16 protein-coding genes are annotated in these 17,500 nt (G+C 60.4%); 12 read left to right on the plus strand and 4 right to left on the minus strand.

Features of this window, described 5'->3' with window-relative positions; all coding sequences use genetic code 11:
* Window positions 1-27 precede the first annotated feature (27 nt).
* The 4 genes from SC318_RS08700 (at window position 28) to SC318_RS08715 (ending at window position 4,355) form a co-directional block, all read left to right on the plus strand.
* On the plus strand, window positions 28-747 hold the full coding sequence (locus tag SC318_RS08700; RefSeq protein WP_320430433.1) for an oligogalacturonate-specific porin KdgM family protein: 720 nt from the start codon (window positions 28-30) through the stop codon (window positions 745-747).
* A 16-nt stretch (window positions 748-763) separates the two neighbouring features.
* Complete coding sequence (locus SC318_RS08705) at window positions 764-2,041, plus strand: histidine-type phosphatase (protein ID WP_320430434.1); 1,278 nt, start codon at window positions 764-766, stop codon at window positions 2,039-2,041.
* Window positions 2,042-2,107: 66 nt separating this feature from the next.
* Window positions 2,108-3,394, plus strand: coding sequence for a histidine-type phosphatase (locus SC318_RS08710; RefSeq protein ID WP_320430435.1), 1,287 nt, complete (start codon window positions 2,108-2,110; stop codon window positions 3,392-3,394).
* Window positions 3,395-3,440: 46 nt separating this feature from the next.
* A complete protein-coding gene (locus SC318_RS08715) occupies window positions 3,441-4,355 on the plus strand; it encodes a DUF808 domain-containing protein (protein ID WP_320430436.1) in 915 nt (304 codons plus the stop codon).
* 55 nt (window positions 4,356-4,410) lie between these two features.
* Here SC318_RS08715 and SC318_RS08720 read toward each other — a convergent pair whose 3' ends face one another.
* Both SC318_RS08720 and SC318_RS08725 read right to left on the minus strand, forming a co-directional pair.
* Window positions 4,411-5,199 carry an MlaA family lipoprotein gene (locus SC318_RS08720; RefSeq protein ID WP_124385829.1) on the minus strand — a complete coding sequence of 263 codons (789 nt, stop codon included), beginning with the start codon at window positions 5,197-5,199 and terminating at the stop codon, window positions 4,411-4,413.
* On the minus strand, window positions 5,192-6,490 hold the full coding sequence (locus SC318_RS08725) for a lipid asymmetry maintenance lipase MlaY (RefSeq protein WP_320430437.1): 1,299 nt from the start codon (window positions 6,488-6,490) through the stop codon (window positions 5,192-5,194). Before SC318_RS08725 ends, SC318_RS08720 begins: the two co-directional genes overlap by 8 nt.
* Window positions 6,491-6,725: 235 nt before the next feature.
* On the opposite strand from SC318_RS08725, the gene SC318_RS08730 reads away from it, so the two are divergent.
* A complete protein-coding gene (locus tag SC318_RS08730) occupies window positions 6,726-7,094 on the plus strand; it encodes a hypothetical protein (protein WP_320430438.1) in 369 nt (122 codons plus the stop codon).
* 105 nt (window positions 7,095-7,199) lie between these two features.
* On the opposite strand, the gene SC318_RS08735 is transcribed toward SC318_RS08730, so the two are convergent.
* A complete protein-coding gene (locus SC318_RS08735; RefSeq protein WP_320430439.1) occupies window positions 7,200-8,753 on the minus strand; it encodes a glycoside hydrolase family 17 protein in 1,554 nt (517 codons plus the stop codon).
* A gap of 332 nt (window positions 8,754-9,085) precedes the next feature.
* Here SC318_RS08735 and SC318_RS08740 point away from each other — a divergent pair, with 332 nt between their 5' ends.
* The 3 genes from SC318_RS08740 (at window position 9,086) to SC318_RS08750 (ending at window position 12,165) form a co-directional block, all read left to right on the plus strand.
* Window positions 9,086-9,937, plus strand: coding sequence for a glycine betaine ABC transporter substrate-binding protein (locus SC318_RS08740; protein ID WP_320430440.1), 852 nt, complete (start codon window positions 9,086-9,088; stop codon window positions 9,935-9,937).
* A 261-nt stretch (window positions 9,938-10,198) separates the two neighbouring features.
* Window positions 10,199-10,510, plus strand: coding sequence for a DUF485 domain-containing protein (locus SC318_RS08745; RefSeq protein ID WP_016972153.1), 312 nt, complete (start codon window positions 10,199-10,201; stop codon window positions 10,508-10,510).
* Entirely contained in the window at window positions 10,507-12,165 is a 1,659-nt protein-coding gene (locus tag SC318_RS08750) for a cation acetate symporter (RefSeq protein ID WP_124385832.1), read from the plus strand. Before SC318_RS08745 ends, SC318_RS08750 begins: the two co-directional genes overlap by 4 nt.
* A gap of 251 nt (window positions 12,166-12,416) precedes the next feature.
* Here the strand turns inward: SC318_RS08750 and gltA are convergent, their stop codons facing one another.
* Complete coding sequence (gene gltA / locus SC318_RS08755) at window positions 12,417-13,706, minus strand: citrate synthase (protein WP_012723087.1); 1,290 nt, start codon at window positions 13,704-13,706, stop codon at window positions 12,417-12,419.
* A gap of 365 nt (window positions 13,707-14,071) precedes the next feature.
* Between gltA and sdhC the strand changes: the two genes are divergently transcribed.
* From sdhC to SC318_RS08775, 4 genes are read left to right on the plus strand one after another with little or no spacing between them, the layout of a single operon-like run.
* Window positions 14,072-14,446: a succinate dehydrogenase, cytochrome b556 subunit gene (gene sdhC / locus SC318_RS08760; protein ID WP_124361976.1), complete on the plus strand. Its 375-nt coding sequence runs from the start codon at window positions 14,072-14,074 to the stop codon at window positions 14,444-14,446.
* A complete protein-coding gene (gene sdhD, locus SC318_RS08765; RefSeq protein WP_003233245.1) occupies window positions 14,440-14,808 on the plus strand; it encodes a succinate dehydrogenase, hydrophobic membrane anchor protein in 369 nt (122 codons plus the stop codon). Before sdhC ends, sdhD begins: the two co-directional genes overlap by 7 nt.
* 3 nt (window positions 14,809-14,811) lie before the next feature.
* Window positions 14,812-16,584, plus strand: coding sequence for a succinate dehydrogenase flavoprotein subunit (gene sdhA, locus SC318_RS08770; protein ID WP_014717730.1), 1,773 nt, complete (start codon window positions 14,812-14,814; stop codon window positions 16,582-16,584).
* Window positions 16,585-16,595: 11 nt separating this feature from the next.
* Window positions 16,596-17,300 (plus strand): succinate dehydrogenase iron-sulfur subunit, encoded by a 705-nt coding sequence (locus SC318_RS08775; RefSeq protein WP_003172807.1) that lies wholly within the window; start codon window positions 16,596-16,598, stop codon window positions 17,298-17,300.
* Window positions 17,301-17,500 lie beyond the last annotated feature (200 nt).

Raw genomic sequence — 17,500 nt, forward strand, 5'->3', positions numbered from 1 at the left:
ATCCACAATAAAAATAACAGGTGAAATATGAAGAAGTTGAGCGCTGGACATCGTGGGAAAGTATTAAGGCGATACTCGTTTATCGGCCTGGTGGTTGCCTCCACCACCACCCAGGCGCTGGAGCTGGATTACCAGCACCAGTACTCCGAAGTGGAGCGTGAGCATAAAGACAAAGTGATGCTGACCCAGGCCCTGGACAATGGCCTGGCCTTTTCCTTCGAAGCCGTGATGGCCACTGCGCCTGACAGCGATGGCGGACCCGGCAAGGCGTTTTCCCGCCTGACCAAGGACGAACTCAAGGCCAAGGTCAAGTACAGCCACAAGCTGGGCGCCCAGTGGAAACTCAAGCCCAAGTTCACCTACGCCGACGGCAAGGATAAGAAATCCTATAAGCCGTCGCTGAAAGTGTCTTATGCCCTCACCGATAAATTTTCGATTACGCCGGGCTATTACCACAAGCTCACGCGGTATGACGAAACCGGCAAGGCCGACAAGCACGACGACGCGGTCGAGTTGGGCGCCAAGTACAAGTTCGGCCTGTTATCGGTTGGGGTCGGGCGCAAGCAGATTTACAGCAACCAGATTGTCTTCGACGGCACGCGCAAGAACTACAGCAACAAGCTGTTGTTGGAATACAAACTGACCAAACGCTTGACGCCCTACCTGGAAGTGGCCGACGTGTATGTCGACAAAGACACTGACCAGCGCCAGGCCCGCTATCGCGTGGGCTTCTCCTACGAATTCTGATGAAAGGAACCCGAGCATGACCCTACTCAATCGTACGGGCCTGGCGTTGGCCATGTTGACGCTATGCACCGGCCTGCAGGCTGGCGAAACCAACCATTACGTGCTGGAAAAAGCCGTGCAGGTCAGCCGCCATGGCGTGCGCTCGCCCACCGATACCGACAAGCTGGTCAAGGCCACCGGTCGCGCCTGGACGCCATGGCTGGTGCAGGACGGCGAGCTGACCGGCCACGGCTACCTGGCGGCCAGTTACATGGGCGCCTGGCAGGCCGCGTATTACCGCAATGCCGGCCTGCTGGCCAGCGGCTGTGCGCAGCCGGGCAGCCTGGTCGCCGTGGCCAGCCCCAAGCAGCGCACGCGCTCCACCGCCGCCGCGCTGCTGGACGGCATGTTTCCCGGCTGCGGTGAAAAGGCCTTGGCCCGCAGCAAGCCGGACCCGCTGTTCCAGACCGATGAAATGCCGTTTGCCAAGGTCGACCCGGCCATCGCCAAGGCGCAGATCCTGCAAGCTCTGGGTGGCGACCTGCACGCCGCCCAGGAGCGTCTGCGCCCGGATCTGGAGCGCCTGAAAAACGCGGTGTGCGAAGCCGGCAAGGCCTGTCCGTTCTTCGACACGCCGTGGGTGTTGAAGGAGGGCGATGGTGGGCGTTTCAAGATCAAGGGCCTGGACAAGGCGTCGTCGATGGCCGAAACCATTCGCCTGCAATACAGCGAGGGCATGCCCCTGGCCGATGTCGCCTTCGGCCATGCGCGGGACGCCGCACAGGTCTCGGCCCTGGGGCGCCTGCACCGGGCCAAATATGACTTCGTCAACGACACGCCGCACATCGCCAGCCGTGGCGGCTCGCAGTTGATGAACCAGATCGTGCTGGCCCTGGAGCAGGGTACGCCCTGGGAGAAAAACGATCCGTTGGGCAACCCGCCGCCGGCGCGCCTGTTGATGCTGGTGGCCCATGACACCAATATCTCGCACTTGCGCACCATGCTCGGGTTTACCTGGCAGTTGGGTGAATACCAGCCGGGTAATATCCCGCCCACCGGCACCCTGGCGTTCGAGCGCTACCGTGACACCGAGACCGGCGAGCGCTTTATCCGCACGCGCTTTATCACCCAGGGCATGGACCAGATACGCGCCTTGCAACGTCTGGATACTGAGCATCCGCCGTTGCAGGTCGACTTCGATCAACCCGGCTGCCAGCACACCCCCGTTGGCACGCTGTGCCCCATGGCGCAGTTCGTCGAGCGCACCGGCCGTGCCATCGACCGCACGGCGCTGACGGCTTACCGCTACCCTTGACCCGGCGCGGCCATCCCCGCTCGCGGGCGGGAATGGCCCGGCGTAGACCCGACACAGGACACCGTTATGTTCGCTTGTTTCATACGCTTCACCCCGTTGCTGCTGGCCAGCCTGGTTTCGCTGCAGGCCCACGCCGAACCCGTCGACGGCTTTGTGCTGGACAAGGTGGTGCAGGTCAGCCGCCACGGCGTGCGCCCACCCACCGACAGTGCGAAACTGGCCAAGGTTACCGGGCGCGCACTGCCCGGTTGGTCGGTGCCGGATGGACACCTGACCGGCCACGGTTACGCCGCAGCGGTGGAGATGGGCCGTTACCGCGGCCAGGTCTTGCGCGCCGCCGGCCTGCTGTCCAGCGGCTGTCCGGCGCCTGGCCAAGTGTATGTGCGCGCCAGCCCTCTGCAGCGCACCCAGGCCACGGCTTCGGCGCTGCTCGATGGCCTGTTCCCTGGTTGTGGGTTGCAACCGAGCGTGGTGCACGGCGACCAGGATGCGCTGTTCCAGGCCGACAAAATGCCCTTCGCCCGTCTGGACCTTCAGCGCGCCGAAGACAGCGTGCTGGCGCGCATGGGCGGCAGCGTGGCCGGCGCTCAAGCCCGCTACCACGATGCACAGCAGCAATTGCGCAAGGTGATCTGCACCGCCTCCAACCCGTGCGCCTACGTCGACGAGCCCTGGCAATTGATCCAGGACGAAGACGGTCGCCTGGCGATCAAGGGCTTGAACACCCAGGCCAACCTCGGCGAGACCTTCCGCCTGGAGTACAGCGAAGGCTTGCCGCTGGACCAGGTCGCCTTCGGCGCCGCGCGCAGTGCGCAGCAAGTCTCCCAACTGACCACGCTGACCAAGGCCAAGTACGACTTCATCAACGACAACCTCTACATCGCCAGCCGTGGCGGTTCGCAGCTGATGAACCAGATTTCCCTGGCGCTCAAACAAGGCACGCCCCAGGCCATTGATGACCCGCTGGGCATGCCGCCTGACGCGCGCTTCACCTTGCTGGTGGCGCATGACACCAACATTTCCTACCTGCGCACGCTGCTGGGTTTTCGCTGGACCCTGGGTGATTACCTGGAGGGCAATATCCCGCCGGTGGGCAGCCTGCAATTGGAGCGCTACAAGCAGGTCGCAACCGGCCGCTACTTCCTGCGCGTGGCGTTCGAGGCGCAGTCCCTGGAGCAGATTCGCCAGTTGACGCCGCTGACCACGGCCCAACCGCCGCTGCACGCCGATATGGCCGGGGCTGAGGGCTGCGTCCACACCTCAGTGGGTGTGCTGTGCCCCTTGGCCAGTGCTTTGCAACGGCTGGACCGAAACATCGATCGCAGCGCGCTGACGCCGTACCACTATCCATAACGGCGCCAGCCTCCTATCCTCGGCGAAACTTTTCGAGGAATGGCACATGGCAGGAAGCAGCTTACTGGTACTGATCGACGACATCGCGGCCGTCCTGGATGACGTCGCGCTGATGACCAAGGTGGCCGCCAAGAAGACCGCCGGCGTGCTCGGCGATGACTTGGCCCTCAACGCCCAGCAGGTTTCCGGTGTGCGCGCCGAGCGGGAGATCCCGGTGGTGTGGGCGGTCGCCAAGGGCTCGTTTCTCAACAAGCTGATCCTGGTGCCGGCGGCCTTGCTGATCAGCGCGTTTGCGCCGTGGGCGGTCACCCCGTTGCTGATGCTGGGCGGTGCCTACCTGTGTTTCGAAGGTTTCGAAAAACTCGCCCACAAGTATTTGCACAGCAAGGCTGACGATCAGGCTGAACATGCGCAGTTGACCGAAGCGGTGGCCGACCCGGCGACAGACCTGGTGGCCTTCGAAAAGGACAAGATCAAAGGCGCGGTCCGTACCGATTTCATCCTCTCGGCCGAGATCATCGCGATCACTCTGGGCACCGTGGCGGATGCACCCTTGATGCAGCAGGTGATTGTGCTGTCGGGTATTGCGATTGTGATGACCATCGGTGTCTATGGCCTGGTGGCCGGCATCGTCAAACTGGATGACCTGGGCCTGTGGCTGACGCAGAAGCCCGGCCAGGCGGCGCGCAGCATCGGCGGCGCGATTTTGCGCGCGGCGCCGTACATGATGAAGAGCCTGTCGGTGATCGGCACGGCGGCGATGTTTCTGGTCGGCGGCGGCATTCTGACCCACGGCGTGCCGGTGGTGCATCACTGGATCGAAAGCGTCAGCCAGAGTGTGGGTGGGCTGGCGTGGTTGATGCCAACGCTGCTGAACGCGGTGGCGGGGATAATTGCCGGCGCTGTTGTGCTGGCGGTGGTCAGCTTGGTCGGCAAAGGTTGGAAAGCGCTCAGGGCATAAACCGGCACCCATAAAAAAGGCCATTCGATTGAATGGCCTTTTTTTCGCCTTTTAATTACTCGGCGATCTGCAACTTGCGCGATTCGGTGTAGATATAGCGCACCTTTTCATACTCGAACGGCGAGTTCATCTGGCCGTAGCGGAAGCTGGTCTGGTAGCGCTTGTCCACCGCGCGCAGGGCCCAGACTTCCGGGTGGTTGGAGCTGACTTCGGACACGTTGAGGAAGTTGATCTGCGACTCGGCGGTGTAGTCCACCAGCAAGCCGCCGGTGTCGCGCACGTTCGACGGGCCAAAGATCGGCAGCACCAGGTAGGCGCCGCCCGGCACGCCGTAGAAGCCCAGGGTCTGGCCGAAGTCTTCGCTCTGGCGCGGCAGGCCCATGGCGGTGGCCGGGTCCCACAGGCCGGCGATGCCGATGGTGGTGTTGACCAGCAAGCGTCCGGTGGTCTCCAGGGAACGATGGCCCTTGAGTTGCAGCAGGCTGTTCAACAGGTTGGGCACGTCGCCCAGGTTGTTGAAGAAGTTGCTCACGCCGGTGCGCAGGAAGCTCGGTGTGACGTAGCGGTAACCGTCCACCACGGGCAGGAACACCCATTGGTCGAAGCGATAGTTGAAGTGGTACACGCGGCGGTTCCACGACTCCAGTGGGTCGTAGACGTTGAGCGCGGTCAGCGATGAGCGCTCGAATTCACGCTGGTCCAGGCCTGCGTTGAATTTGAGTTTGGTCAACGGCTCCTTGAAACCGTCGGCATCGACCTTGACCGGTTCATGGGCCTTGCTGTTGTCGGCATTGGCCACGCCAGCGCACATCAGTGCGGCAAGCAGCAGAAGATATTTAGCCACGGAAGAACTCCAGCATGGCGTCGGCGTTGACGCGGTAATTGAGGTTGCCGCAGTGGCCGCCCAGCGGGTAGACGGTCAAGCGATCGCCGAAGGTTTTACGCAGGAAACCCAGGTCGCCCGGGCCCAGGATCACGTCGTCGGCGTTATGCATCACGGCGATCTTCGGGCTGGCGTGCAGGTAATCCTTGAGTGCATACAGGCTTACCTGGTCCACCAGTTGCAGCAGGCTGCCACCGTCGGAACGGGCGCGCCACATCGGGATCACCTGTTCGGTGAGGTAGCAGTCGAAGTCACATTGCAGGGCACGCTTGAGGAACGGCGTGAGGCTGGTGCCTTCGGTGATCGGGTATTTGGGCGGAATGATCAGGCCACGGCGGTTGATCAGGTCCGAGGTAAAGGCGATGTCGGCGGCGGAGAAGCGGAACGAGGTGCCGATCAGCATGGCCATCTGTTCGTTGGTCAGGTGCTGTTTGGATTGCTGGAAGTCGTAGAGCAGGGCGTCATTGAGGTCAATGTAGCCCTTTTGCTGGAAATAGCGGGTCAGCTTGCTCAACACCAGCTCATAAAAGGTGGTAGTGTTGTTGATGCCCTTGACCTCGGTCTGTACCAGCTTGTCGAGGTTGGTGATCGAGGTGTAGAGGTTGACCGGCGGGTTGAGCAGCAGCACTTTCTTGAAGTTGAAGCTGCGACGGGTTTCGTCGAGCTTGCTGACAAACGCCGCATCCAGGGCGCCCAGGCTGTAGCCGGTGAGGTAGAAGTCAGTCACCGGCAGCGAGGCGTTCTGCGCGCGTACGGCCTGCATCACGCGGTACATGTCTTCGGCGTCTTCCTGGGTGATACCCGGGGTGGCGAAGCGCGAAGCGGCGCTGATGAAGTCGAAGCTGGTCGGTGATGACAACTGCACCACGTGGTAGCCGGCCTGGTAATACAGCTTCTTCAGGTATTCATTGATGCTGCTGTCAAACCGCGCACCGGTGCCGGCGATCAGGAAGATCAGCGGCGCGGCGCGGTCCTGCTTGGCGATGCGGTAGGTGAGTTTCTTCACCGCCCAGAAGTTGTCCGGCAGGCTGAACTCGCGCTCGGGGCGCATGTTCAAGGTGTAGTCGGACTGATTGATCTCGTCATCCGTCGGCAAGCTTGGCCGCAGATCGGGTGGAGTGGTGGCGATGGTCGCTTCGAACGGGTTGGTCAAAGGGTAGCCATAGCTGGCCTGGTCGATATCGACGGCCAGTGCTGACGCACTCAAAAAAAGGCTGCCCAGCAAGGCAGCACAGCGCAAGGAACGGAGCATGACTTAATCCCTAAGAGGAAAGGTGCTGAATGAAATTCGCAGGCTATGACCACCGCGTTGCCACCGAAGTGCCAGCCCTCGGCACGAAAAGTCGGAAAAAAACGTCGGAATCAGAGTAATAGCTGCCAGACGATACACTTTGCCACGCATTGATGAACAGATATCTGCGCAGACACCTTGCTAACGGCCGCTGTGGGATTAAGCTGAGCGCCGTTTTTGCCTATCGGAGTGCCCCATGTCCCGTCGCTTGCCGTTGATCCTGCTGCTTATCGCCCTGCCATTATGGCTGGCGGCCAGTTACGCCGCACGTTATGGCTTTATGGAGGATGGTCAGTGGGTCGGCATCTGTGCGGATGAGGCCAGCCGCTGGGAATGCCAGGTGCGTTCGAACCTGGGGCTGATGATTCATTTCAAGGTATTGGGTTGGGCGGCGTTGATCACGTCGGTGCTGGCGTTTTTCGTGCCGGGCCGAGCAGGATGGAGCCTGGCGGTGCTGGGGCTGGTGTTCGGGCTGCCCGCGTTGGCGCTGTACAACACCACGTTTGCGGTGTTTGCGGTGGTGATTGCGGGGTTGCGGTTGGTCAGGAAGTCGCGCGTCGCCTGATAGGGCCAATCGGGGGCAAGCCCCCTCCCACACTTGATTGGGTTCACACCTTTTTATTTGTGAATACGGTCAAATGTGGGAGGGGGCTTGCCCCCGATGGCGGTGTCAGGGCTTGCGCACCCGCAAGCACCGCCACAAAGCTGCAACCATCATCACACTCACCAGCGCCCAACCCCACGCCTGCTGGTTCAACAGACCTTCCCGAAACAGCTGCGGCGCAATACCGGCACCGATAATGAACGCCAGCAACGCAATCTCCCGACGCGGCCCGCTCACCGGGCGTACCAGGTACACCAGGGCCGGCAGCACCAGTGCCGCGCTTGGGAAGCTGCGATAGCGCGGGTCGAACACCAGCGCCAGCATCATCACCGCGCCGGCAAACCCGGCAATCGCCACCAGCCAGCCTGCACGTTGCTGCAGCCAGTTGAAGGCCCGTTCACGCCAGCCGTCTCTCGCACCAAGCGCCAAGGCGGCGTGCGCCAGTACCAGCAGGTTCAGCACCACCAGCAAGCCTGCCCACACCCACTCATCATTGAAGCGTGCGGTGACGCGGGTGAGTTCAGCCCAGGTACCGATGGAGCACGCGGCGACCACGCCCAGCAGCGGCAGCGCCATTGCGTTGCGTGTACTGCGTACGCGGCCACCCAGCGCCAACGTCGCCAACACGATGATGCCGCCCACGCCCAGCCACAGCGGCCAGTACGGCACATTGCTCACCGGCCCGGCGAGGATGCCCTTGTCCTGGCGGTCGGCATCGAACAGGCCCCAGTAACCGCCCACGGCGCCTTCACTGGCGCGTTTCCAGGGCTGGTCAAAGGCCTCGATCAGGTTGTAGCGCCAGCCGTTGGCTTCGGCCATCGCCACGAAACCACGCATGAACTTGGCTTCGTTGACCCGGCTCGGCACGGCGGTTTCGCGTTGACGACCTTCACTGGGCCAGCCGGTTTCGCCGATCAGTATGTCCTTGGGCGCGAACCTGTTGCCGAACGTCTGGCGTACATCGCCGACGTGCTTGAGCGCCTGGTCGATGCCCGACGGTTCATCTTCCCAGTACGGCAGCAGGTGAATGGTCAGGAAGTCCACCGCCGGGGCAATTTCCGGGTGTTGCAGCCAGAACTCCCACACATCGGCGTAGGTGACCGGCTGCTGGATCTGGCTTTTGACCGTCTGGATCAGTGTCACCAGTTGTTTGGCGGTGACTTCCTTGCGCAGCAGCGCTTCGTTGCCGACGATCACCGAGGTCACCACGTCCGGGTTGGCATTGGCCGCCGTGATCAGCTCGTTGATTTCCTTTTGGGTCGCCACCGGGTCGCTGCTGACCCAGGCGCCGGCCATTACCTTCAAGCCATGCTTGCGCGCCATGTCCGGCAGGGCTTCCAGGCCGGTCATGGAGTAGGTGCGAATGCATTCGAAGCGCGTGGCCAGCAGGGCCAGGTCGGCGTCCATGCGCTCGGGGCGCAGCGTGAACGGCTGGTCGAACGGCGACTGGTCCTTGTCGAAGGGTGTATAGGACGCACATTGCAGCTTGTGGCTGGCGCTCGCCACATCCGGCAGCACCACTGGCCGGCCGAGGCCATACCAGTAGCCGACGAGGGCGAGCAGGCCGAGGATCAGGGCGAAAAAATAGGGCAGGGCAGGGAAGCGGGCAGTCGCGGGCATGGTCGGCTTATCTGGGGGAGCAAAGGCGCGCATCTTACCCGTAATTGCCGCGTTCCAGTGGGGCTGCATGATTTTGACATGCAAAGTTCGGGCGGGATTTTGCTGACATGTCCTGCAAAAGGGCTTGCTGGCGATGTGATGTCGTTTCTTGCTCAACCAAGGTCGCTGGCAGAGCAGGGTAAAGGCCTACGCAGGTTGATGATAAAACGGTCAGCACTCCACTGATGCCGCAGCAACCGGATCGATGCGCGTGAAGGGGGCGCGGTGCACCGTATAACAACAGGTTGACGTCGCTCGGCATCCGTCGGGCGCAGCACTTTCGGGGAAGTATTATGAAGATGCGACGACTCTTGGGCGCAGCTGCCACGCTGGTAGTTGCGATGGGCTCCACACTGGCCAGTGCCGACAGCAAAACCCTGAGCATCGGCTACGTCGATGGCTGGTCGGACAGTGTTGCCACCACCCATGTGGCGGCAGAAGTGATCAAGCAAAAGCTCGGCTATGACGTGAAACTGCAAGCGGTCGCCACCGGGATCATGTGGCAGGGCGTCGCCACCGGCAAGCTCGACGCCATGCTGTCCGCCTGGCTGCCGGTGACCCACGGTGAATACTGGACCAAGAACAAGGACAAGGTGGTCGACTACGGCCCCAACTTCAAGGACGCGAAAATTGGCTTGATCGTGCCGGAATACGTCAAGGCCAAGTCCATCGAAGACCTCAAGACCGACACCACCTTCAAAAACAAGATCGTCGGCATCGACGCCGGTTCAGGCGTGATGCTCAAGACCGACGAAGCCATCAAGCAATACGGCCTGGACTACAAGCTGCAAGCCAGCTCCGGCGCCGCGATGATCGCCGAACTGACCCGTGCCGAAGACAAGCAGGAATCCATCGCCGTCACCGGTTGGGTGCCGCACTGGATGTTCGCCAAGTGGAAACTGCGTTTCCTGGACGACCCAAAAGGGATTTATGGTGCTGCTGAAACCGTCAACAGCATCGGCAGCAAGGGCCTGGAGAAGAAAGCGCCGGAAGTCGCGGCCTTCCTGAAGAAATTCCAGTGGGCCTCCAAGGATGAAATCGGTGAAGTCATGCTCGCTATCCAAGAGGGCGCCAAGCCTGATGCGGCGGCCAAGGACTGGGTCGCCAAGCACCCTGAGCGTGTGGCCGAGTGGGTCGCTAAGTAACTCTCCCTGTTCATGCAATCCCTTGTGGGAGGGGGCTTGCTCCCGATAGCGGCGTGTCAGCCAGCCAGTTTTCAACTGACACACCGCCATCGGGAGCAAGCCCCCTCCCACATTAGTTTTGCACCGCCTCAAATTTTTCTGTGCTCCAGCAATCCCTCGCTACACTCGATCTACTACTAAGGTCGTCTGGAACCCTTTCCACAGCCGCATACAGTGGATACGTTCCAATAATAAAAAAGCTGTGCTGCGAGGATAAAAACAATGAACGACAGCATTTACCTCTCGATTCAAAACAGCCCGCGTTTCAAGGAGCTGGTAAGAAAAAGGGAAAGGTTCGCCTGGATTCTCTCGGCGATCATGCTAGGGCTTTACTCCGCTTTCATCCTGTTGATCGCCTACGGGCCACAAGTGCTGGGGGCCAAGCTCAGCCCTGGTTCTTCGATCACCTGGGGCATTCCCCTGGGCGTCGGACTGATTGTGTCCGCCTTCATCCTGACGGGCATCTACGTGCGCCGCGCCAATGGCGAATTTGACGACCTGAACAATGCGATTCTCAAGGAGGCTGCGCAATGATCCGGCGTCTACTGGCTCTATTTGGCGCCTCGCTGTTCGCTCCGGCCCTTTGGGCGGCCGACGCGTTGACCGGCGAAGTGCACAAGCAACCCCTGAACGTATCGGCCATCGTGATGTTTGTCGCGTTCGTTGGCGCCACCCTGTGCATCACCTACTGGGCGTCCAAACGCAACAAGTCGGCGGCCGACTATTATGCGGCCGGCGGCAAGATCACCGGGTTCCAGAACGGCCTGGCGATTGCCGGTGACTACATGTCGGCGGCGTCCTTCCTGGGGATTTCCGCGCTGGTGTTCACTTCCGGTTACGACGGCCTGATCTACTCGATCGGCTTCCTGGTGGGCTGGCCGATCATTCTGTTTCTGATCGCCGAGCGCCTGCGTAATCTGGGCAAGTACACCTTTGCCGACGTGGCGTCCTACCGCCTCGGGCAAACCCAGATCCGCAGCCTGTCGGCCTGCGGCTCGCTGGTGGTGGTGGCGTTCTACCTGATCGCGCAGATGGTGGGCGCGGGCAAGCTGATCCAGCTGCTGTTCGGCCTCGACTACCACGTTGCGGTGATCCTGGTGGGTATCCTGATGTGCATGTACGTGCTGTTCGGCGGCATGCTGGCGACCACTTGGGTGCAGATCATCAAGGCAGTGCTGCTGCTGTCCGGTGCCTCGTTCATGGCGCTGATGGTCATGAAACACGTCAACTTCGACTTCAACACGCTGTTTTCCGAGGCGATCAAGGTTCACCCCAAAGGTGAAGCGATCATGAGCCCGGGCGGCCTGGTGAAAGACCCGATCTCGGCCTTCTCCCTGGGCCTGGCGCTGATGTTCGGTACCGCTGGCCTGCCACACATCCTGATGCGCTTCTTCACCGTGAGCGACGCCAAGGAAGCGCGCAAGAGCGTGCTGTACGCCACCGGCTTTATCGGCTACTTCTATATCCTGACGTTCATCATCGGCTTTGGCGCGATCCTGCTGGTCAGCACCAATCCGGCGTTCAAGGATGCCGCAGGCGCCTTGCTCGGCGGCAACAACATGGCGGCGGTGCACCTGGCCAACGCGGTGGGCGGCAGTATCTTCCTGGGCTTCATTTCGGCCGTGGCCTTCGCCACCATCCTCGCGGTGGTAGCCGGCTTGACCCTGGCCGGTGCGTCGGCGGTGTCCCATGACCTGTACGCCAGCGTGATCAAGAAGGGCAAGGCCAACGAAAAAGATGAGATTCGCGTGTCGAAGATCACTACGGTGGCCTTGGGTGTGTTGGCAATCGGCCTGGGTATCCTGTTCGAAAGCCAGAACATCGCGTTCATGGTTGGCCTGGCGTTCTCGATTGCCGCCAGCTGCAACTTCCCGGTGCTGCTGCTTTCCATGTACTGGAAAAACCTCACCACCCGCGGCGCCATGATTGGCGGCTGGCTGGGCTTGATCAGTGCCGTTGGTCTGATGATCCTCGGCCCGACCATCTGGGTGTCGATCCTGCACCATGAGAAAGCGATCTTCCCGTATGAATACCCGGCGCTGTTCTCGATGATCATCGCGTTCGTGGGTATCTGGTTCTTCTCCATCACCGACAAGTCGGCGGCGGCGGAGAAAGAGCGTGCGCTGTACTTCCCGCAGTTTGTGCGTTCGCAGACTGGCCTGGGGGCGAGTGGGGCAGTTAATCACTAAGGTTGTAGCTGGATAAGAATGCCCCGGTCGAAAGGCCGGGGTATTTTTTTTGCCTGCAGATTTGTGGTGCCTGGTCTGGCCTCATCGGGGGCAAGCCCCCTCCCACATTTGACTGTATTCACACGTTCAGATGTGTGAACCCAATCCAGTGTGGGAGGGGGCTTGCCCCCGATGAGGCCAGCTCAGGCGACACAAATAAAAACGGCCTCCACTAGGGGAGGCCGTTCTCAGTACAGCTTGCAGCTAAATGCTTACTTGCGATCTTCGAGCTTGGTAATGTCACGCGACTCGTAGCCGGTGTACAGCTGGCGCGGGCGGCCAATCTTGTACGGGCTGGAGAGCATTTCCTTCCAGTGGGAGATCCAGCCCACGGTCCGCGCCAGGGCGAAGATCACGGTGAACATGCTGGTTGGAATGCCGATCGCCTTGAGGATGATCCCCGAGTAGAAGTCGACGTTCGGGTACAGCGAGCGTTCGATGAAGTACGGGTCGGTCAAGGCGATCTCTTCCAGGCGCATGGCCAGTTCGAGTTGCGGATCGTTCTTGATGCCCAGCTCCTTCAACACTTCGTCGCAGGTCTGCTTCATCACGGTGGCGCGCGGGTCGCGGTTCTTGTAGACCCGGTGACCGAAGCCCATCAACTTGAACGGATCGTTCTTGTCCTTGGCCTTGGCGATGAACTTGTCGATGTTCGACACATCGCCGATTTCATCGAGCATGGTCAACACGGCTTCGTTCGCACCGCCGTGGGCAGGGCCCCAGAGCGCGGCGATACCTGCGGCAATACAGGCGAACGGGTTGGCACCCGAAGAACCTGCCAGACGCACGGTAGAGGTGGAGGCGTTCTGTTCGTGGTCGGCGTGGAGGATGAAGATCCGGTCCATGGCCTTGGCAAGCACAGGGCTGATCGGTTTGATCTCGCACGGCGTGTTGAACATCATGTGCAGGAAGTTTTCCGCGTACGTCAGGTCGTTGCGCGGGTACATCATGGGTTGACCCATGGAGTACTTGTAAACCATTGCGGCCAGGGTCGGCATCTTGGCAACCAGGCGGATCGCGGAAATTTCGCGATGCTGCGGGTTATTGATGTCCAGGGAGTCGTGATAGAAGGCCGACAGGGCGCCGACCACACCGCACATGACGGCCATCGGGTGGGCGTCGCGACGGAAGCCGTTGAAGAAGGTCTTCAACTGCTCGTGAACCATGGTGTGGTTCTTTACGGTGCTGACGAACTGGGCTTTCTGCTCGGCTGTTGGCAGTTCGCCATTTAGCAGCAGGTAGCAGGTTTCCAGGTAGTCCGACTGCTCGGCCAGTTGCTCGATCGGGTAGCCGCGGTGAAGCAGAATGCCATTATCGCCATCGATATAGGTGATCTTCGACTCGCAAGAGGCGGTCGACATGAAGCCTGGGTCGAATGTGAAACGGCCCGTGGCCGTCAGGCCCCGTACGTCGATAACATCGGGACCAACGGTGCCGGTTAAAATGGGCAGCTCGACGGGGGCTGCGCCCTCGATGATCAACTGCGCTTTTTTGTCAGCCATGTGGCCTCCTATTTATGCTTCAAATCATCAGACAGACCCCCCACGCAGGGCCCGCACCACTATAGTGAGATAAATTCAGATGTCAATTTGCCTAAAGTCTTGCTCCAGAAGGCTTTAACCGTACTTTTTCGTCGAAATTGACTGCCATTTACGCCTTTTATCCCGTCAGCGCAATCCGCTATTAGGGTGAGGTGTGCGCGTTGTCATTAGTAACCTAACTGTCTATACTCGGCCACCGACCGCCAAGGGCTTTTGGGCTTGCTTTCATTGGGGGTCGCACTCCCTGGGTGGTGCTTACCTGACCAGTCGCACTCCCCAACAACTTTGCCCTGATTGTTAGGGGCTCTTCAGTGTGAAAAAAAGCCGTGAATAGCCAACGACCTGTAAACCTAGACCTAAGGACCATCAAACTCCCCATCACCGGCGTTACGTCGTTCCTGCACCGTGTTTCCGGCATCATCCTGTTCCTGGGCCTGGGCATCATGCTTTATGCATTGAGCAAATCCCTGGGTTCCGCGGAAGGTTACGCCGAGGTGAAGGCAACCTTGACCAGTCCGCTGGCCAAGTTCGTAGCATGGGGCCTCCTGTCCGCTCTGCTGTATCACCTGGTAGCCGGTGTGCGCCATTTGATCATGGATGCGGGTATCGGTGAGACGCTGGAAGGCGGCCGCCTGGGCTCGAAAATCATCATCGCCATTTCCGTGGTGCTGATCGTTCTGGCAGGAGTTTGGATATGGTAACCAGCGTAACGAATCTGTCGCGTTCGGGCCTCTATGACTGGATGGCACAGCGTGTGTCTGCGGTCGTTCTCGCGGCTTATTTCATTTTTCTGATCGGATACCTCGTCGCAAATCCGGGCATCGGCTATGAGCAATGGCACGGCCTGTTCGCCCACAATGCGATGCGAATCTTCAGTCTGCTGGCCCTTGTGGCCCTGGGCGCTCACGCCTGGGTCGGCATGTGGACCATCGCGACCGACTACCTGACGCCAATGGCGCTGGGCAAGTCCGCGACCGCAGTACGTTTCCTCTTCCAGGCAGTATGCGGCATCGCGATGTTCGCTTACTTCGTCTGGGGTGTGCAGATTCTTTGGGGTATCTGATTCATGGCTAACATTCCTACTATTTCATTCGACGCCATCATTATTGGTGGCGGCGGTGCCGGCATGCGCGCTGCGCTGCAGCTGGCCCAGGGTGGCCACAAGACCGCCGTGATCACCAAGGTGTTCCCGACGCGTTCGCACACCGTATCGGCCCAGGGTGGCATTACCTGCGCGATCGCTTCCGCCGACCCGAACGATGACTGGCGCTGGCACATGTACGATACCGTCAAGGGTTCCGACTACATCGGTGACCAGGACGCTATCGAATACATGTGTCAGGAAGGCCCGGCCGCGGTGTTCGAGCTGGACCACATGGGTCTGCCGTTCTCCCGTACCGAGCAAGGTCGTATCTACCAGCGTCCATTCGGCGGCCAGTCGAAGGATTACGGTAAAGGTGGCCAGGCTGCCCGTACCTGTGCTGCGTCCGACCGTACCGGTCACGCACTGCTGCACACCCTTTATCAGGGCAACCTGAAAGCCGGTACCACGTTCCTGAACGAGTACTACGCTGTCGATCTGGTGAAGAACGGCAAGGGCGAGTTCGTCGGTGTGATCGCCATCTGCATCGAAACCGGTGAAACCACCTACATCCGCGCCAAGGCGACCGTGCTGGCGACCGGCGGTGCAGGCCGTATCTACGCCTCGACCACCAACGCCCTGATCAACACCGGTGACGGCGTCGGCATGGCACTGCGCGCCGGCGTGCCGGTGCAAGACATCGAAATGTGGCAGTTCCACCCGACCGGCATCGCCGGCGCCGGTGTACTGGTGACCGAAGGTTGCCGTGGTGAAGGTGGCTACCTGATCAACAAGCACGGCGAGCGTTTCATGGAGCGTTATGCGCCGAACGCCAAAGACCTTGCTGGTCGTGACGTCGTGGCTCGTTCGATGGTTAAAGAGATCATCGCCGGCAACGGCTGTGGCCCGAACGGCGACCACGTACTGCTCAAGCTCGACCACCTGGGCGAAGAAGTGCTGCACAGCCGTCTGCCAGGCATCTGCGAGCTGTCCAAGACCTTCGCTCACGTTGACCCGGTGGTTGCGCCGGTTCCAGTGGTTCCGACTTGCCACTATATGATGGGCGGCGTGCCGACCAACATTCATGGCCAGGCGATCACGCAGAATGCCGACGGCCAGGACGAGATCATTCATGGTCTGTTCGCGGTAGGCGAAGTCGCCTGCGTATCGGTTCACGGCGCCAACCGCCTGGGCGGCAACTCGCTGCTCGACCTGGTGGTATTCGGCCGCGCCGCCGGCCTGCACCTGGAAAAGGCCCTGACCGACGGCATCGAATACGATGACGCCACCGACGCCAACATCGAAGCCGCCCTGGCGCGTCTGAACGCTCTGAACGAGCGTACGGATGGCGAAGACGTGGCAACCTTGCGTCGCGAGCTGCAAAGCTGCATGCAGAACTACTTCGGTGTGTTCCGTACCGGCGAATACATGCAGAAGGGTATTGCCCAGTTGGCTGACCTGCGCAAGCGCATCGCCAACGTCAAGATCAACGATAAGAGCCAGGCGTTCAACACCGCTCGTATCGAAGCCCTTGAGCTGCAAAACCTGCTGGAAGTGGCTGAAGCGACTGCGATCGCCGCCGAGGTTCGTAAAGAATCCCGTGGTGCTCACGCTCGTGAAGACTTTGAAGACCGCGACGACGAGAACTGGTTGTGCCACACCCTGTACTTCCCGGGTGACAAGCGCGTAACCAAGCGTGCCGTGAACTTCTCGCCGAAGACGGTGCCGACGTTTGAACCGAAGATTCGGACTTACTAAGGGTGGCTGCCATGTTGAAAGTCAGTGTTTATCGCTACAACCCTGATCAGGACGCTGCGCCGTTCATGCAGGAGTTCCAGGTCGATACCGGTGGTAAAGACCTGATGGTGCTGGATGTACTGGCACTGATCAAAGAGCAGGACGAGGGTTTCTCCTATCGTCGCTCTTGCCGTGAAGGTGTGTGCGGTTCCGACGGCATGAACATCAACGGCAAAAACGGCCTGGCGTGCATCACGCCGCTGTCGGCCGTGGTCAAAGGCAACAAGCTGATCGTTCGTCCACTGCCAGGTTTGCCGGTTATCCGTGACCTGGTTGTGGATATGAGCATCTTCTACAAGCAATACGAGAAAGTTAAGCCGTTCCTGCAGAACGACACGCCGGCTCCGGCCATTGAGCGTCTGCAGTCCCCGGAAGAGCGTGAAAAGCTCGACGGTCTGTACGAGTGCATCCTGTGCGCTTGCTGCTCGACTTCGTGCCCGTCCTTCTGGTGGAACCCGGACAAGTTCCTGGGTCCAGCTGCGCTGCTGCAAGCCTACCGCTTCCTGGCAGACAGCCGTGACACCAAGACGTCCGAGCGTCTGGCTTCACTGGATGACCCGTTCAGCGTATTCCGCTGCCGCGGGATCATGAACTGCGTCAACGTATGTCCCAAAGGCCTGAACCCGACTAAGGCCATTGGTCACATCCGTAACATGCTGCTGCAAAGCGGCGTGTAACTGACGTAAAAGCAGGACCGTTGTGCCCGTAAATGCTGCGGCGCAGGCTTCAACCGGCGCCGTAGTTTTAACTTGAGTCGCGACTTACAAAGCCGCAGCTCTTATTTTGAAGAAATGAGACAAGCAGGGGCATTCGGGTTGGTACCCGAACTATCAGCGTGATCCTAAGTGGCTTGTTTTGGTCGCTGCACTTGGCCTTT

It is taken from the genome of Pseudomonas sp. MUP55 (assembly GCF_034043515.1).
GTDB lineage: Bacteria > Pseudomonadota > Gammaproteobacteria > Pseudomonadales > Pseudomonadaceae > Aquipseudomonas.

Bases quoted from the DNA above. Each gene is read 5' to 3' on its own strand.
- gltA (WP_012723087.1), bottom strand. From the start codon at position 13,706: ATGGCTGACAAAAAAGCGCAGTTGATCATCGAGGGCGCAGCCCCCGTC.
- sdhA (WP_014717730.1), top strand. From the start codon at position 14,812: ATGGCTAACATTCCTACTATTTCATTCGACGCCATCATTATTGGTGGC.
- SC318_RS08750 (WP_124385832.1), top strand. From the start codon at position 10,507: ATGATCCGGCGTCTACTGGCTCTATTTGGCGCCTCGCTGTTCGCTCCG.
- SC318_RS08710 (WP_320430435.1), top strand. From the start codon at position 2,108: ATGTTCGCTTGTTTCATACGCTTCACCCCGTTGCTGCTGGCCAGCCTG.
- SC318_RS08775 (WP_003172807.1), top strand. From the start codon at position 16,596: ATGTTGAAAGTCAGTGTTTATCGCTACAACCCTGATCAGGACGCTGCG.
- SC318_RS08700 (WP_320430433.1), top strand. From the start codon at position 28: ATGAAGAAGTTGAGCGCTGGACATCGTGGGAAAGTATTAAGGCGATAC.
- SC318_RS08740 (WP_320430440.1), top strand. From the start codon at position 9,086: ATGAAGATGCGACGACTCTTGGGCGCAGCTGCCACGCTGGTAGTTGCG.
- SC318_RS08730 (WP_320430438.1), top strand. From the start codon at position 6,726: ATGTCCCGTCGCTTGCCGTTGATCCTGCTGCTTATCGCCCTGCCATTA.
- SC318_RS08725 (WP_320430437.1), bottom strand. From the start codon at position 6,490: ATGCTCCGTTCCTTGCGCTGTGCTGCCTTGCTGGGCAGCCTTTTTTTG.
- SC318_RS08735 (WP_320430439.1), bottom strand. From the start codon at position 8,753: ATGCCCGCGACTGCCCGCTTCCCTGCCCTGCCCTATTTTTTCGCCCTG.
- SC318_RS08705 (WP_320430434.1), top strand. From the start codon at position 764: ATGACCCTACTCAATCGTACGGGCCTGGCGTTGGCCATGTTGACGCTA.
- sdhD (WP_003233245.1), top strand. From the start codon at position 14,440: ATGGTAACCAGCGTAACGAATCTGTCGCGTTCGGGCCTCTATGACTGG.
- SC318_RS08715 (WP_320430436.1), top strand. From the start codon at position 3,441: ATGGCAGGAAGCAGCTTACTGGTACTGATCGACGACATCGCGGCCGTC.
- SC318_RS08745 (WP_016972153.1), top strand. From the start codon at position 10,199: ATGAACGACAGCATTTACCTCTCGATTCAAAACAGCCCGCGTTTCAAG.